Origin of the sequence: Paraburkholderia sp. JPY419 (assembly GCF_050435705.1) — a bacterium.
Classification (GTDB): domain Bacteria; phylum Pseudomonadota; class Gammaproteobacteria; order Burkholderiales; family Burkholderiaceae; genus Paraburkholderia; species Paraburkholderia youngii.
The window spans coordinates 1,651,587-1,667,278 of sequence record NZ_JBNDKV010000004.1 but is presented as its reverse complement, the minus strand read 5'-3'; the positions used below and the strand labels follow the sequence as shown (position 1 = coordinate 1,667,278).

Annotated in this window: 15 protein-coding genes; 12 read left to right on the top strand and 3 right to left on the bottom strand. The window is 60.1% G+C overall.

Going from position 1 to position 15,692, the window contains the following annotated elements:
- The first annotated feature begins 50 nt into the window (after window positions 1-50).
- The 3 genes from QFZ91_RS36165 (at window position 51) to QFZ91_RS36155 (ending at window position 2,551) form a co-directional block, all read left to right on the top strand.
- Complete coding sequence (locus QFZ91_RS36165; protein WP_429570198.1) at window positions 51-1,301, top strand: aminotransferase class I/II-fold pyridoxal phosphate-dependent enzyme; 1,251 nt, start codon at window positions 51-53, stop codon at window positions 1,299-1,301.
- Window positions 1,302-1,562: 261 nt separating this feature from the next.
- Window positions 1,563-2,084: a hypothetical protein gene (locus QFZ91_RS36160; RefSeq protein WP_176383649.1), complete on the top strand. Its 522-nt coding sequence runs from the start codon at window positions 1,563-1,565 to the stop codon at window positions 2,082-2,084.
- Window positions 2,081-2,551 carry a DUF4188 domain-containing protein gene (locus QFZ91_RS36155; RefSeq protein WP_429570197.1) on the top strand — a complete coding sequence of 157 codons (471 nt, stop codon included), beginning with the start codon at window positions 2,081-2,083 and terminating at the stop codon, window positions 2,549-2,551. Before QFZ91_RS36160 ends, QFZ91_RS36155 begins: the two co-directional genes overlap by 4 nt.
- Window positions 2,552-3,094: 543 nt before the next feature.
- On the opposite strand, the gene QFZ91_RS36150 is transcribed toward QFZ91_RS36155, so the two are convergent.
- Window positions 3,095-3,223 carry a hypothetical protein gene (locus QFZ91_RS36150; protein WP_281375003.1) on the bottom strand — a complete coding sequence of 43 codons (129 nt, stop codon included), beginning with the start codon at window positions 3,221-3,223 and terminating at the stop codon, window positions 3,095-3,097.
- A gap of 148 nt (window positions 3,224-3,371) precedes the next feature.
- Here QFZ91_RS36150 and QFZ91_RS36145 point away from each other — a divergent pair, with 148 nt between their 5' ends.
- Complete coding sequence (locus QFZ91_RS36145) at window positions 3,372-3,674, top strand: VF_A0006 family four-cysteine protein (protein WP_303246658.1); 303 nt, start codon at window positions 3,372-3,374, stop codon at window positions 3,672-3,674.
- 306 nt (window positions 3,675-3,980) lie between these two features.
- Here QFZ91_RS36145 and QFZ91_RS36140 read toward each other — a convergent pair whose 3' ends face one another.
- Window positions 3,981-4,415: a winged helix-turn-helix transcriptional regulator gene (locus QFZ91_RS36140; RefSeq protein ID WP_429570196.1), complete on the bottom strand. Its 435-nt coding sequence runs from the start codon at window positions 4,413-4,415 to the stop codon at window positions 3,981-3,983.
- Between the two features lie 109 nt (window positions 4,416-4,524).
- Here QFZ91_RS36140 and QFZ91_RS36135 point away from each other — a divergent pair, with 109 nt between their 5' ends.
- The 4 genes from QFZ91_RS36135 to QFZ91_RS36120 are packed head-to-tail and all read left to right on the top strand — an operon-like array spanning window position 4,525 to window position 7,406.
- Entirely contained in the window at window positions 4,525-5,142 is a 618-nt protein-coding gene (locus tag QFZ91_RS36135; protein WP_429570195.1) for an FMN-dependent NADH-azoreductase, read from the top strand.
- A 4-nt stretch (window positions 5,143-5,146) separates the two neighbouring features.
- The gene (locus tag QFZ91_RS36130) at window positions 5,147-5,800 is read left to right on the top strand and encodes an NAD(P)-dependent oxidoreductase (protein WP_429570194.1); all 654 of its coding nucleotides are present in this window, start codon (window positions 5,147-5,149) and stop codon (window positions 5,798-5,800) included.
- 29 nt (window positions 5,801-5,829) lie between these two features.
- On the top strand, window positions 5,830-6,741 hold the full coding sequence (locus tag QFZ91_RS36125; RefSeq protein WP_429570193.1) for an oxidoreductase: 912 nt from the start codon (window positions 5,830-5,832) through the stop codon (window positions 6,739-6,741).
- Between the two features lie 29 nt (window positions 6,742-6,770).
- Window positions 6,771-7,406 (top strand): DsbA family oxidoreductase, encoded by a 636-nt coding sequence (locus QFZ91_RS36120; RefSeq protein ID WP_429570192.1) that lies wholly within the window; start codon window positions 6,771-6,773, stop codon window positions 7,404-7,406.
- Between the two features lie 441 nt (window positions 7,407-7,847).
- Here the strand turns inward: QFZ91_RS36120 and QFZ91_RS36115 are convergent, their stop codons facing one another.
- A complete protein-coding gene (locus QFZ91_RS36115; protein WP_429570191.1) occupies window positions 7,848-9,176 on the bottom strand; it encodes an MFS transporter in 1,329 nt (442 codons plus the stop codon).
- A 142-nt stretch (window positions 9,177-9,318) separates the two neighbouring features.
- Here QFZ91_RS36115 and QFZ91_RS36110 point away from each other — a divergent pair, with 142 nt between their 5' ends.
- The 4 genes from QFZ91_RS36110 (at window position 9,319) to QFZ91_RS36095 (ending at window position 15,298) form a co-directional block, all read left to right on the top strand.
- Window positions 9,319-10,041, top strand: a complete 723-nt coding sequence (locus QFZ91_RS36110) for a GntR family transcriptional regulator (protein WP_008922347.1) — start codon at window positions 9,319-9,321, stop codon at window positions 10,039-10,041.
- Window positions 10,042-10,102: 61 nt separating this feature from the next.
- Window positions 10,103-11,395, top strand: a complete 1,293-nt coding sequence (locus tag QFZ91_RS36105; RefSeq protein WP_429570190.1) for an MFS transporter — start codon at window positions 10,103-10,105, stop codon at window positions 11,393-11,395.
- 51 nt (window positions 11,396-11,446) lie between these two features.
- Window positions 11,447-12,322 (top strand): amidohydrolase family protein, encoded by an 876-nt coding sequence (locus QFZ91_RS36100; RefSeq protein WP_429570189.1) that lies wholly within the window; start codon window positions 11,447-11,449, stop codon window positions 12,320-12,322.
- A 636-nt stretch (window positions 12,323-12,958) separates the two neighbouring features.
- Window positions 12,959-15,298, top strand: a complete 2,340-nt coding sequence (locus tag QFZ91_RS36095) for a filamentous hemagglutinin N-terminal domain-containing protein (RefSeq protein ID WP_429570188.1) — start codon at window positions 12,959-12,961, stop codon at window positions 15,296-15,298.
- The last annotated feature ends 394 nt before the right edge of the window (window positions 15,299-15,692 follow it).

Here is a 15,692-nt window from a genome sequence, read left to right as displayed (position 1 = left end):
GTAAGCAGAGACCACCCGCCTCAGCGACAACGACGAGGCGCCGCGCGTCTATGCGCACACGCAAGATCTGTGGCGGCGCCGAAACGAAAAATATCATGCATGACTTAAGCGAAATCGCCCAATGGCTGGAGAGCCACACTATTCACCACGTATCTGACGTTCACGCAACACTGCCGGATCCCACCTTTATTTCAAATGGGCGTCAATTCGTTTCGTTCAGTTCGAACAATTATCTGGCACTGGCGAATCATCCCCGATTGGTGACTGCCGCCAAGCAGGGACTTGATCGCTATGGCGTCGGTAACTGCGAGTCGCGCCTTCTGGGCGGCGATCTGGAGGTCTACCGCGAACTCGAGGCACGCCTGGGTGCACTCAAGCACAAAAGTGACGCAGTACTGTTCGTGACTGGCTACATGACCAATCTCGGCGTGCTCTCGACGCTGGTCAAAGCCGCTACGCTGGCGCGCTTACACGGCTACCGCCCCAAGACTCGCCGGAAATATGCTTACTACTCGGATGAGTTCAATCACGTCAGCATTCGGGAAGGCATCCAGATGTCCGGCGCACTGCGGCACAGCTACCGACACCGCGACCTGAATCATCTGGAGTCGCTCCTGCAGAAGGGGGACCGCACCACACCAATCATCGTCAGCGACGGCGTGTTCAGCATGGAAGGGACGATTACCCCCCTGCCGGACCTGGTGGCGCTGGCCGAGCGCTATGGCGCCATCCTGTATATCGATGATGCGCATGCTACCGGCGTACTAGGCGAGCATGGCGGGGGCACCTCGGAACATTTCGGTTGCTACAGCCCCCATATCATCCAGATGGGCACGTTGAGCAAGGCATTTGGCGCCATTGGCGGGTTCGTGGCAGTCGATCGCGATATGGCTGACGTGATCCGGCTTACTAGTTCCGCCTATGGTTTTACCTGCCCGCCGCCGCCGGACCAGGCTAGCGCCCTACTTGCTGCGCTCGACCTGTTGGCCGAAGAGCCGCAACGGCGGCAAAAACTGTGGGACAACCAGCGTTATTTCATTGATCGTATCCGCCCGCTCGGATACCAGCTGTTGTCGACCGAGACGGCAATCGTCCCCGTGCTGATCGGCGAGACGGAACTGTGCGCGCGTTACGTCAAGGTGCTGCGTGAAGAAGGTGTCCACGTCGACTCAGTCCAGTTTCCGGCCGTGCCACTCGGACAAGCACGACTGCGTTTCATGATGAATGCTGCACATACCAAGGTGCACATCGATCATGCCATCGCGGTAATGGAAAGCATCGGCGCAAGGGCGGTGTCGTAGCTTTCTCCCGCGGTGCCTTTCCCAATGCCCGATGTGCGCGTTATTGCGGCCGTTTGATCCATGAAATGGTCAACGGCGGAAGCGGGTCGGCTTGGTGCATTCGCCGACGGGACGGCGGCGGCCAGGAGCCAGCGTTCGCTAGCGGCAGGACCCGGCCAATATGAGACGTTCGACACCGCCACACGAATCATCGACAGTCACGAGATTCGATGCCAAGACGAACGCGATGAGAATAATGGCTGATCGACTTCCGGCAATGCAATGGCCATTGGCAGCCGCGGTGGAGAGGGAGCGCATTTTGGGGGCGAGGACGCTGGTTTTGGCCGCTATGGTCGTCGCGGCGAGGCAGATGCACTTCATGACGGCACAGGCAACCGTTTGCCGGGCGTGGTCACTGCACAGGAAGAGGGAGGCAGGATCGCTGGCCACGACTACGATCGGGATGGGATCGATCTCAGCGAGCAGAAGATCTATCCCGATGAATACCTGGTTGTTTCCGGCTGCCGTCTTACCGGCTGGCAATCCCTGAGCGACAGACATGCAAGCCGGGCGGCTTGGCGTGATGCTCATCGTGTTCGCACGCTTTTCATTCTCGTCGGCCTTGTCGCGCTTGGCGTTGCTGTATCTTTGTTCGCATTCAGCCAAACCATGCGTGACCTGCTAAAGAGACGCCAGTCGGCCAAAAGCAGACCTCAACGCGCAATCTTCCGTACACTGACCTTGTCACGGATCGGTACGGACAAAAGCGCACGTTTTAACTTTCTCCAGGGAGCCGGAGCATGATTCACCGTGAACGCCTGACTGCCGCAATCGACGGAGACTTTGTGGTGTTTCTGATCGGTATGCGAATCAATCAGCCTTGGAAAGTACATAAGTGGTGGCCAGTCGCTGCTGCCATGCCGCGCATGATCAGCGAACTGCGGAGCCAGCCCCAACTGGGCTTCTTGCATGCGGAGACGTGGTTTTCAAAAACGATCATCATGGTCCAGTACTGGCGTTCGGTCGACCAACTGATGGCCTACGCCACCAGTAAGCACGCAGCTCATCTCCCGGCATGGAAGGCGTTCAATCAATCGATTGGCATCGATGGCTCAGTTGGCATCTGGCACGAAACCTTTGCCGTCGCTGCCGGGGCCTATGAGAGCGTATACGTCAATATGCCTGTTTTCGGTTTGGGCCGCGCCGGCAAGCTGGAACCAGCAACCGGGCGCAAGCAATCCGCTGTGGACCGACTCGGGCGTGGTAAATAGCGCAACTAGCGCAGGTGCGGATAGTCCGCTTCGGGTCGCTAGATGCGTTTTGCATGAGTCGCGTCCAAGACGATCATCGTGCTCGGTCGTGGGGCGCGGTGCGGACACGAGCGGTCGGTCGACAACAGGCTCCAGATCGTCGACAATTTCATGCCGTAAATCAACCGGGAAGGAATTGGCGATGACCATTTTTTGGACGCTCAGAAGCATTCCAGAACTCGCGAATTTACCGGCGAGCGATCGACGCAAAAATTGGAGGCGGGCCTATCGCTGCACATGGCGCCATTGGCAGACATGGGCTGGCCTGCTCGCATGCATCATATGCACCGGATTGGGTTTGGCACTCGGTGCATTTGCCGCTCAAAAGGTCGTGGGGGGAATGATCGGGGCAGGCGTTGGCGGATTCGTGTTTGGACAAACGACCGTACTTATCGCACGATCTCATTACAAAAGTCTACTTCTGGGACGCGAACGCTGATTGAAAGCACACGCGAAAGCTCAAAGCACGATATCGGTTAGACGGGATAGATCCCACATTATTGGCTAACGGATGCAAACGAATCTGCCGCCTTTGCCGTTGCAGAAATTCACGCCTTGCCAGTGGAATTGATAAAGCCCAAGCATCACCAGCAGGACGCTCAAGACCAATAGAAGCATAAGTGCCTTGTTCATTCGGTTCTCCAGGAACACGTGCTTGACATCTTAGCGTGAAGTGAACGTGGGGCAGCGGCCGGCCAGTCTGAGACGTTCGACATTGGGGCCTGAATCGTCGACAATCGGTGGCTGCACCCTGTGATACCTCCGGGCCTCGGCTACAAGCATGCTCAAACTCGCTTATCTCTTTCTCTCGATCACGCTCGCTACCCCGCTCTCGGCCTTGGCATACGGTGGTGATAATTCAGACTACGATCAATGCATTCTGCATTCGTTGGCAAATAGTCAGAGCAGCTTTGCGGCTCGCGAGATTAGCAACTCGTGCGACGCGCTTTACCGAAATGGCGCAATGCTTCTGCCGCGCGAAAGAGCGTATCACTTGTGTGTTCTGCAAAACGTGCAAACCGTGAGAGGAGCGTTCGCGGTCAACGAGATACTGCATGCATGCCGACGTCAAAATCAGATGTAGCACCGACGTCCTTGACGATCGCAGCGCTGAGATTCGCAAGACTCAGTTTCGATTGTTTCGTTGACCTCGCCCCGTCGTGACGTAGCGTGACCGTGGCATGGACGGCTGCTTTCGGAAGGTCCCAAGGTCCGCAACAGGTCGTCCTGAACCGGTCGCCGTCGGGCTCTGTGCGGCCATTAAGCGTCATTGGTTTGCGTCGATGGAGAGACGTTGAGGCGTCCCGTTTGGCTCAGGGAACGGACACCCAAGTCATGCTATGCGACTTTTTCGCCGCTGTGTTTGCACAAGCCTACGGCCTGGACTCGTTTATCGACGCTGGTACACAACGCCCTGAATCAAGACCTGATCTGGCTCCGGCTCCTCGTCAAAACGTTTATGCGCCTCGGCAATGGCGACTTGATTTTCGTTCGCCCAGTTGACCAACGCCATGACAGGCTTCAACAGCGTTCTTCCCATGTCAGTGAGTTCGTAATCGACGCGAGGAGGAATCGTTGGATACATCGTTCGCGTTATCAGTCCGTCGCGTTCCAGTCCGCGCAAGGTCAGTGTCAGCATCCGCTGGGAAATGCCGTCGATGCCGCGCTTCAATTGGTTGAAGCGCCGCGGGCCATTGGCCAACATAGCGACAATGTAGAGGCTCCACTTGTCGCCGATGCGATCCAATATGTCGCGGGTCGCCACACAGCCGCCGGCATCAGGTGCATGCATATCGGCAGGTAGCTCGATGTGACTAAGTGACATGCGTGTGCCTTCTTGTGGGGAAACGGCAGGAGCCATACCATCCTTCGTATCAATTGATAAGTCAGGATCAGCCTATGACTTAGTTCTCATTTTATACCTAGGAGCCGCCATGAGCCACACCCTACTTGTCACTTCCAGCCCGCGCGGGACTGACAGCCTTTCCACCCGCTTTGCCACCGAAATCGCCGAGGGCGTCCACGCCTGCTTGGGCGGCCCGCTGACCGTGCGCGACCTCGCCGCGAATCCGCCGCCGCACATCACGCCAGCCTACATCCAAGGCCGGATTACGTCGCCCGAAGATCGCACACCGGAACAGGTCGAGGCGGTGAAGGTCGCGCAAGAGTTGGTCGATGAGTTGAAGGTCGCCGATGTGATCGTGCTCGGTTCGGGCATGATCAACTTCGGTCCGTCCTCGCAGCTCAAGGCGTGGTTCGATCACGTCACCTGGCCGCGCGTCACCTTCGGCTACGGCGATACTGGGCCGAAAGGGCTGCTGACCGGCAAGAAGGTCTATCTCGTTACCGCTGCCGGCGGCGTGTTCTCGGAAGGTGCGTGGGCACCGTTCGACTTTCAGACCAACTATTTGCTGCACCTGCTCGGTTTCATCGGCCTGACCGACGTTGAAGTGGTGCGTGTCGAAGGCACGGTTTTCGGCCCCGATGCGGCGAAGGCCGCAATCGCCAACACCGAAACGGCCATCAAAGCCTTGTTGGCGAAGGCTGCGTGACATCATGGCCGGGAAAAAAACCATCGCGCTGTTCGGCGCGACCGGGCCGACCGGAAGGCACATCATCGAGGAAGCCTTGAAGCAGGGCTACAACCTGTCGGTCTATACGCGCGACGCAAAGAAACTCGCGTCGTTTGCGGGAAGGGTAGAAATCGTTGTCGGCGACCTGCAGGACCAGAGCGCCATTGCGAAGTGCGTCCAAGGTGCCGATGCGGTCATTAGCGCCCTTGGCCCCAACAGTCTCAAGGTGCAGGGCGATAAGCCGGTCACGCACGGCTTGACCAACATCATCGCCGCGATGAAGCACGCAGGGGTGCGCCGTCTTATCCAGATTTCTACGGCTGCCTATCGCGATCCCAAGGACGGCTTTGCCTTCAAACCCCATGCGTTCGCGCTGTTGTTCAAGGTTATCGCGCGCAAGGGGTATGAGGACATCAAGGCGACTGGCGAATTGGTCGCCAATTCCGACCTGGACTGGACACTGGTACGCATCCCGAACCTAAAGGATGGTCCCGCCGATGGCGATGTGGATGTCGGTTGGTATGGAAAGGCCAAACTCAGCATGAAGCTCTCCAGAGGCAATCTTGCGAAGTTCCTGGTTGACCAGGTGACCGACAGGAAGTTCGTGCGTGCCGCGCCAGCCATCGCTAACCATTGACGCGGCAACGTCTCGACAAGGTTCACACCATGAGCGGATTCACCCATGCTGATGTACCCGATCAATCGGGAAAAACCTTTATCGTCACCGGTGCCAACAGCGGCATAGGTTTTGAAATAGCGAGTACGTTGGCGGCGCGGCGAGCCAGGGTGCTTCTCGCGTGCCGTGACGAGGCGAAGGCGGAAGCTGCTATTAGCCGGATCCGTCTGAAGACACCTGCAGCGAATCTCGCATTCCTGCCGCTTGACCTCGCAGACCTGGCGAGCGTGCGGAACGCGGCAAAACTGGCCGAAAAGGAGCCGCGCATCGACGCGCTCATCAATAATGCGGGCGTGCAAGGCCCGAAGTTAAAGCACACGGCGCAAGGCTTCGAACTAACGTTCGGCGTCAATCACCTTGGTAGCTTTGCGCTCACTGCGCTCATGTTGCCCAAGCTCATGGAAACACCCGGGTCGCGCATCGTTGTCACGAGCAGCGGTCTGCACAAGAACGCGAAGATCGAGTGGGACGATCTTAATGCGGAGAAGAGCTACAGGTGGATGCCTCGCTACGCAGCCAGCAAGCTTGCGAATCTGCTTTTTATCTTTGAGTTGGATCGGCGACTGCGAGCGGCGGGTACACCTGTTACGGCAGTGGCCTGCCATCCGGGCCTTGCTGGAACCAACCTTGCGCGCGATAGCTGGTGGGGCAGCATCGCAATGTCATTGATCGGCCTTTTCTTCAACACGCCGGCTCAGGGCGCGTGGGGTGCATTGCAAGCGGCGACCGGACAGATAAAGTCTGGCGGCTATTACGGGCCGACGAAAACTTCCGAATTGCGAGGCCCCTCTGGCGAATGCACTCCGTCCCAGGACGCCCGGAATCCAGAACTCGCAAGACGACTGTGGGACGTATCGGTTCAACTGACCGGAATCGATACCGAGCTACCTTCAAATTCATAGCGCGCGGATCAGATCGCCAGAACATGGTTATGCAAATAGACCTCTATACTGAAATCACATGCCCGTGGTGCATCGTCGGGCATCACCGTCTCGACAAGGTGCTGGCGGAGCGTTTCCCAAACCTGACCGTTGACATTCGGCAGCATCCAGTGCTGCTACTGCCAGATGCGCCGGCAGATGGCCTCTATATTCCCGACTTGCTGCGTTCGCGCTACGGCATCACCGATCCGAAGGTCGCCTTTGCTCGCCCCGAGGGAGAGGCTCGCGTTTCGGGCTTCGACCTGGATCTTGGTCGCCAGCTCTGGGCCTATCCGACCCAGGCGGCTCATGCCGTGATTCTGGCAGCCGCTGGGCTCAACACGCAGCACAGGCTTGCAGTTGCAATCACCGATGCTTACTTCATCGCAGCGAAGAATATCTCCGATGCGGATGTGCTGGCCGACATCGCAGCCGACTACGGTTTTGACCGCGACCAGGCTCGTGCTATCGCACTTGATCCTGAACAGCACCGCCGCGTCGAGCAGGAAGCGGCCAAGTCGGCCGGTGCCGGTGTCCGTTCGGTTCCTCACTTTGTCTTTGGGGAAAACATTGCCATCAATGGGGGGTGCAGCGAAGACGAGATTGCTGCGGCAATACAAGCAGCTTCCGGCGCGATCTCTCTCTGACGCGGCATCCTCAAATCCAATGACGCGGAACTCGGCGTACGCCAGGTCGATAAGGTTCTGCGGAGCTGTTGACTGTGTTGGCCGATGCCCGACCAAAAAGACCGGCCGTCGGATGACCGCAGTACTTCAGAAAGCGACGGAGGGACCGCGATTTTACGACCGACCGCAAGGGGTCGGCTTGGTGCATTCGCCGACGGGACGGCGGCGGCCAAGAGCCAGCGTTCGCTAGCGGCAGGACCCGGCCAACTACGGTCGTTCCTCCGACGCGCAGATCGCCATTCAAGCGTCGGCTTCGCACCCGGCACGATTCCGTCGCGGTTGGAGTCATCTCGACAACATGTCGGACTTTATGGGATTTTTTTCTCGTGTTGCTGACCCAACCGTCGACGCTGTGAACGACGCACGCCCATGCACCATCCAGCACCTGCGTCGCAAGATGGTTTACTGCCGCGCCGCTATCCGCACGCGCTCGCCCGCTTTGGTTCGCGCCGACGCGATCGACATGCCCAGGCCGAGCAACGTCAGGCAGACGACGGGCACCAGCATCGGAGCGCTTGCGTTGCCCGCGACCTTTCCAATGTAAGGCATCAGGTTCTGCGCGAAGAAGCCTCCGAGATTGCCAATCGAATTGATCGCCGCGATGCTGGCTGCGGCGCGGGCGCCCGTGAAGTATCGCGGGGGCAGCGACCAGAAGCATGGATAGAGCAGCGGAATGCATGCACCGCCCAGCACGAGCGCGGCAAATTGCAGCGGCAGGCCCGGCAGCACGAGACTTAGCGCGAAGCCGATCACGCCGACGCCCGCAACCAACGCCATCGCCCTGAGCACCACACCCTCGCGTTTCAGCTTCGCGGGCAGCCACAGCAGAAGCAGCGCGGAGAGCATCCACGGAATCATGTTGAGCAGGCCATTGAGCGACGAATGCGAGACGCCGCCGCTTTTCAGCAGCGTGGGCAACCAGTACGTCACGCCGTAGAGCGAGGTGGACATCAGCATGTAGCCGCACGCGAACATCAGCACGCGTTTGTCGACGAGCGCCCGCCACGGATGCCCGGCGGCCGCTTGCGCCGGCGCCTCGCGCCGCAGCGCCGCGATCATCAGGGCTTTTTCTTCGTTCGACAGGAACGGGGCGCGTTCGACGGACTCGGGCAGAAAGCGCAACGCGACGAGCGCGACGAGGACAGCAGGTATCCCGGTTGCCACGAACACCCATTGCCAGCCGGCGAGACCCAGATTGCCATCCAGCGACAACAGCAATCCGCCCGCGAGCGAGCCGAGCATGTTGGCGAGCGCGCTGCCGAGCGTGAAGAAGCCGAGCATGCGTGTGCGATGACTCTGCGGAAACCAGAGCGTCAAATAGAAGATCACGCCCGGATAGAAGCCAGCTTCGGCGACGCCCAGTGCGAACCGGAACACATAGAAGAGTCCCGTTGAATGTGTGAATGCCATCGCCACGGTAATGGCGCCCCAGGTCGCCATGATGCGTGCGAGCCAAAGGCGAGCGCCGAAACGATGCAGCGCAAGCGTGCTCGGCACCTCGAACAGCAGGTAGCCGATAAAGAAGAGCGACGCGCCCAGACCATATGACGCCTCCGACATTCCCAGCGCATGCACCATCTGCAGCTTGGCAAAGCCGACGTTCTGCCGGTCGATAAAGGCGATCAGGAACATCACGATCAACAGCGGCATGAGCCGCCAGGCGGTCTTTTTCACGACCGCCTGCTCGGCAATTATGGTCTGGCTCACAATCAATCTCCGTTCAAAATTCATATATATGTTTATGTGAATCTGTTTTCTCGACAATGGGTACAAACCCGCTGGAAGCTAAATTTCGAGGCATACACAGGGTTATCACTGATCTACCGCCGGCCCTGATCATGAAATCATATAGATGAATTGAACGGAGACTACGATGCCTGCCGATGACCGGTTGCCCCGTTACCAGCGTTTGCGCGACGAAATGGTCGCTCTGATCGCGGCCCGCCATTGGCGGCCGGGTGAAGCGATCCCTACCGAGCAGGCGCTCGCCAAAAGCTACGACGTGGCGGTCGGGACGGTCCGCAAGGCCGTCGATCTACTCGTCGCGGAAGGCCTGCTGGAACGCTTTCAGGGCAGAGGGACGTTCGTGCGCCGCGCGAGCTTCGACAGCTCCCTGTTTCGTTTCTTCCGTTTCCAGACACGGCAAGGCGAACGACGCATTCCAGAGAGCCGCATCTTGCGACGCGAGGTCGTCGATGCGCCGTCGGCTGTCGCCGCGATCTTGCAGATTTCGAGTAGCGCGCGCGTGATCCAGATGACTCGCCTGCGGCTGATCGACGGCGTGCCGATGCTCGCTGAAGAGATCTGGCTGCCCTATGTCCGTTTTGCGGCGTTTGCGCAGATGGACCTGAATGAAGTCGGTGACCTGCTGTATCCCGTGTACGAGGCGCAATGCAATCAGGTCGTGGCGTCCGCCACGGAAACACTGACCGTCGAAGCCATCGGCCCGTTGCATGCTCGACTATTGCGCATCGAGCCGGGTACGCCCGCCGTCGTCATCGAGCGTCTTGCATACGGCTACGACAGACAGCCGCTCGAATGGCGCCGCTCACGCGGACCTGCCAGCGAATTCATCTATCAGGCCGAGATCCGCTAGCGATCGCGTGCCCGCACAAACAGGTTGTTCCCACGCAGGAACGACGACGTAGGAGACAGCAATGTTCAAGTGGTTCAGCCAGATTTCCGGCAATGAACGCCGGACTTTCTGGGCGTGCTTCGGTGGATGGGCGCTTGATTCGCTCGATGTGCAGATGTTCAGCCTCGTGATTCCGGCGATCATCGCCGAGTGGTCGATCAGCCGCACGCAAGCGGGGCTCGTCAGCGGCGTCACGCTGGTGGCGTCGGCGCTGGGTGGCTGGCTCGCGGGCATGATGTCGGACCGGCTGGGGCGCGTAAAGACGCTGCAATGGACGGTCGCGTGTTTTTCCGTGTTCACATTCCTGTGCGCGTTCGCGCAGAACTATCCACAGTTCCTCGTGCTGAAGACACTGCAGGGGTTCGGCTTTGGCGGAGAATGGGCGGCGGGCGCCGTGCTGATGGCCGAGACCATCCGCAATGAGCATCGCGGCAAGGCGATGGGCAGCGTGCAGAGCGCATGGGCGGTCGGCTGGGGCGCAGCGGTGCTGCTGTATGCGCTGATGTTCTCGCTGCTGCCTGCGGATACTGCGTGGCGCATGATGTTTGGGGTTGGCATCGTTCCGGCGCTTCTGATTCTGTACGTCCGACGCGGCGTGCAGGAGCCTGCCGCGCCGGCCCGCGCAGCGCGCGATGCGCGGGCGCGTCAGCAGCCGACGCCAGGCCTTGTCGTCGGCATCTTTTCTCCGCAAGTGCTGCGCATGACGCTGATCGGCGCACTGCTCGGCGTTGGTGCGCATGGCGGCTACTACGCGCTGATGACCTGGCTGCCGACGTTTCTGAAAAGCGAGCGCCATCTGTCGGTCTTGAGTACGGGCGGCTACCTCGCCGTCGTGATCGTCGCGTTCTTTTGCGGGTGCCTCGTGAGTGCGCAGCTGCTGGATCGCATCGGACGCCGCAAGACCATACTCACGTTTGCGATCTGCTGCGTGATAACGGTGATCGCGTATCTGTTCCTACCGCTCGGCAATACCGCGATGCTGTTCTTCGGCTTTCCGCTAGGCTTTTTTGCAGCGGGCATTCCGGCAAGCATGGGCGCGCTGTTCAACGAGCTGTATCCGCGCGGGATGCGTGGCACTGGCGTCGGGTTTTGCTACAACTTCGGCCGCGTCGTGTCGGCGGGATTTCCGGTGCTCGTCGGGCACATGTCCGCGACCATGTCGCTTGGAACGGCGATCGGCATCGATGCGGGACTCGCATACGCAATTGTCGTCCTGTCCGTGCTGATGCTGCCCGAGACACGCGGCCGCACGCTGGGCGAAGCCACGTTCGAGCCCGAACACACAGGCGCGCTTTCTCACGCGCAAAGGCATTGACGGGCAAGGCGCTCGCCGTAGCCGCGCAAGACTGGTGATGAAGGAACGTCCATGATGGAGAAGTCGAGGATAGAGGCGAGCCACCGGCAGGCTGTGTATTGTCCAGCCCACATTGCATCTGTCGATACTCATGCTCATGTATTCGAGCGCGGCCTGCCGCTCGCCCAAAAGCGTCGCTACGTGCCCCACTACGACGCCACGCTCGACGCATACCTTGCCCAACTGGACACGCACGGCGTATCACACGGCGTGCTTGTGCAGCCCAGCTTTCTCGGCACCGATTGCAGCTATATGCTCGATGCGTTGCGCCGCGCGCCGCAGCGGCTACGCGGTGTCGCGGTGATCGAGCGTGATTCTCGGATCGACACACTGACGGAGATGGCGAATGCGGGCATTGCAGGGATTCGGCTGAACCTGATCGGACATGCCGATCAGCCGCTCGACAGATGGGTGAGCGCGCATACGCTCGCCCATGTCCGCGATTTGAAATGGCATGTCGAAGTGCATGCGGAAGCTGCGCGGCTGCAGGGCATCGTCGAGCCGCTTCTGGACGCTGGCATGAATGTCGTCGTCGATCACTTCGGCAGGCCCGATCCGGATATCGGTGTAAAAGACGTAGGCTTTCGCCGTCTTCTTCAACTGGCTGACACGCGGCGTGTGTGGGTGAAGATATCGGCCGCGTACCGGAATCGACGGCAGCTTCGCCCGGATGACCATGATGCGCAGGAGGCATTTCATTTTCTGAAAGCGGCCTTTGGCGTGCATCGCCTTATGTGGGGCAGCGACTGGCCGCATACGCAGTTTGAAGCGGACGAGGATTTTGCTCACGCGCTCGAACATCTGCGCGCGCTGCTCCCGGTTGAAGAAGAGCGCAGCGTTGTCCTGGCAGACACGCCTGCAAGACTTTACAGGTTCGACATTGCGTGATTCACATCGCGCATTGCAACGGCAGCGCTGGGTAAACGGGTTGGCTAGCCGCGCAGCGGCGATAAGGTCTCAGTGCGACGTACACCCGCCATAGTCATACGCGCCTTCGGAACCGGCGATACGGCTCAGGCATTCTGCCTTTCGGCGTTGCGGCCTCAACGGCTCAACCATGTCCTCGCTTTGAGCAAATGCAGTTATGGCTTTAGGGAGGGCTGCAGCCGGGCGGCCTCGAATGCGTCTATTCCTCGTTGCCGCCGCTGTCCGATGACGTTCGCGACAAACCTGTCGTTGCATCGGGGCTCTCAGCCATTAGACGATGCAGCCGCTCCCCTTTTCCTAGCTAAACATTTCCGGCCGCAAGTCGCTTACCTCGATGATCACATCGGCCGGCAGATTGGCCACGACTAAGAGAACAGATTCCCTGTGCGCAGTTTCGCGTCGATTTCGCAAGCGCGTCAGATGGCCCCCCACTACAAGCGGCCACAAATGCCGGGCCAGAAGGCGCGAGAAGCAGAGGTATCGGCATGCATTGGCGACGCCAGCAACTGCTCTTGAGACGCTACGACCGACGCGTTTCCAGGTCGACTCTGCGGGTCGTCGGCAGCCATTCCGCGCTCGACGCGGAAAGGGGGATGTATGTCACGTCCAGAACTACATCGGCCCGCGCGACGCGCACTGCGTCGTCGGCAGTCGCGCGGACACATCTGGCTCGCCATCGACATGTCGCTGACTGGACTGTCCCTGACACCCGTGGCGCTCGCGGCGGGTGTCCTTCCGCACGGCGGCACATACGTCGCCGGCACGGGCACGATAGCCAGCCAGGGAAAGGGTCTTGTGATCACGCAACCAGGTTCGACGCGCGGCGTGATCGACTGGAACAGTTTCTCGATCGGCAGGCACAACAGCGTGACGTTCGACAACGGTTCGGGCGCGACGCTGAACCGGGTGACGGGTGGCACACCTTCGGCCATTCTCGGCAGCCTCAGTGCGACGGGGAGCCTCTATGTGATCAATCCGCAGGGCGTCGTCGTGGGGTCATCGGGCGTAATCACAACGGGCGGACGTTTCGTCGCGTCGACGCTGGACATCTGCAACGACGCGTTTATGCAGAACAGCGGCTCGCTCACGCTGTCGGGCAACTCGAACGCAGCCGTGATCAATCTCGGCAGGATCAGTTCGAGCGGCGGCGATGTGTTCCTGATCGCACGAGACGCAGTCATCAACGCCGGCACCGTGTCAGCGCCCAACGGCACGGCGGAACTGGCCGCAGGCGGACAGGTGTTGTTGCACGACTCGGCGAGCAGCCGGCAGGTGTTCGTGCAGACAGGCACCCAGGGTACGGTCGTCAACAAGGGGCGAATAACCGCCGCACAGGTCACCCTGCAGGCCGCCGACGGCAACGTGTACGCGCTCGCAGGCGGCGGCACGCGCATTCGCGCAACCGGCACGGCCAGCCGCGACGGGCACGTCTGGCTCGTCGCCGACAGCGGTGGTGTCGAGCAACTCGGCAAGATCGCCGCAAGCAACGCGGACGGCAGCGGCGGAACCGTCGATACACAAGCGGCACAACTGACGTTCGGCAGGCACGCGGAGGTCGATGCAGGCCAATGGAATCTCTCGACGCCCACCTTCACCATCGATGATGTCGCAGCGCATGCGTTGCAGCGCAGCCTGAACGCGGGCACCTCGGTCGACGTGACCACGACGGGCGCGAACGGCGCAACGGGCGACCTCGGCGTCGCGTCGAGCCTGCGCTGGTCCGGTCCGGCTTCCCTAACGCTTGCCGCATACCGCGATGTCTCGGTAGCGACGGGTACGACCATCGCGAACGCCGGTGCGGGCAACCTGACGTTGCGCGCCGACGCGTCGGGAATTGACAACGGTGGCAGCGTCATCAACAACGGCACGATCGACTGGTCGAAGAGTACGGGCATCGTTAGCACGCTTTACGATATGAACGGCAGCTACAGCCCCGGCACGCTCGTCGCCAATTCGGCCTGGACCGCGCCGCTCTACAGCGGGCTCGTGACACAGATAACTGGATATCAACTCGTCAATTCGGTCACGGACTTGCAGAACATCCAGAACAATCTGGCCGGCAATTACGCACTTGGCAAGGACATCGATGGGAGCAATTTCGCATTCGTAACACTCGCCAATCCTCCCTACCCTGGGTATTCGATCATGTTCACTGGCCAGTTGGACGGTATGTGGCATACGATTTCCAACGTCCTGCCGAGCGATGTCGCGATTTTTGGTGATATTGGCGCAACCGGTGTCGTGCGCGACGTGAACGTCACCTCGAACGTCAGCCTCACGGCTCCCCCTGCAACCTTACCCCTCGGCGCCGGGATACTGGCCTTTTATAACTACGGAACGATCGCCAACGTCTTTACCTCCGGGGCCTTTGGCACACCGGTCAGCAATTCATACACCGAGATCGCCGGACTTGTCGCTGAGAACGACGGGCTGATCGCGCGCTCGGGCAGCAGCGCAACCCTCCAGGGGGGTAGTGCCGCCGGGCTGGCCCTCACTAACGGAGGCACGATCACGGAGTCATACACGATCGGATCAGTCACCGGATCTGAACGTGCTTTCGTCTCCGCGGGAGGACTTGTGCTGGGCAACGAAAGTGCAACGTACGTGGGACACGGAGAAACGATCAACCAAGGAACGATCACTCAGTCTTTCGTTGCGGGTCCCGTGAGTTCGGGCACGACCGGCGGTTCGACCACGACCGGCGGCATCTGCGCACCCGCTTGCGGTGGCATCATTGGGAGCGACGTTTACTGGAACGTACAGACGACCGGACAATCGTCGAGCGGCGGCAACCTGCCAGCGTCGAACGGGCTCACTACGGCCCAGATGAGCGACCCGGCCAGTTTTGTTGGCTGGGACTTCGGGCCGAACGGCGCATGGACGATGCCGCCTGGAGCGACGCACCCCGTTCTGACCTGGCAAGTCACCGGGCACTGAATCTTAGCCACCGCACCGACGCTTGCATGAGCGTCTGCCGCGTCGCGAGACGCGGCAGACAGATCTTTCGCCAGGTTCGTCCTGAGCCGATATATTCTGCTTGGACGCAGGCATAAGGCTGCGAGGAATTAAATGGCAGATAGGAGTCGATCTGGTGCATTCACCGACGGCGTGGTGGCAGCTAACTGTCCCCGGTCGTCAACGGGGAGAGCCCGGCCAGACTGAGCCATTCCGGTATGACCGGCGAGCGTCGGCTTCCCGTCAGACTTCAGACCGAAGAGCGACATTTGAACAGCACGAAGAACTACGCGTTTCACTAATTGAGCGGTCTCGCACTTGCGTGGAAGTCGTTCGTGTCTTCCTCGGAGCGAGCAAGGAGTATCCTTCCAGTGAG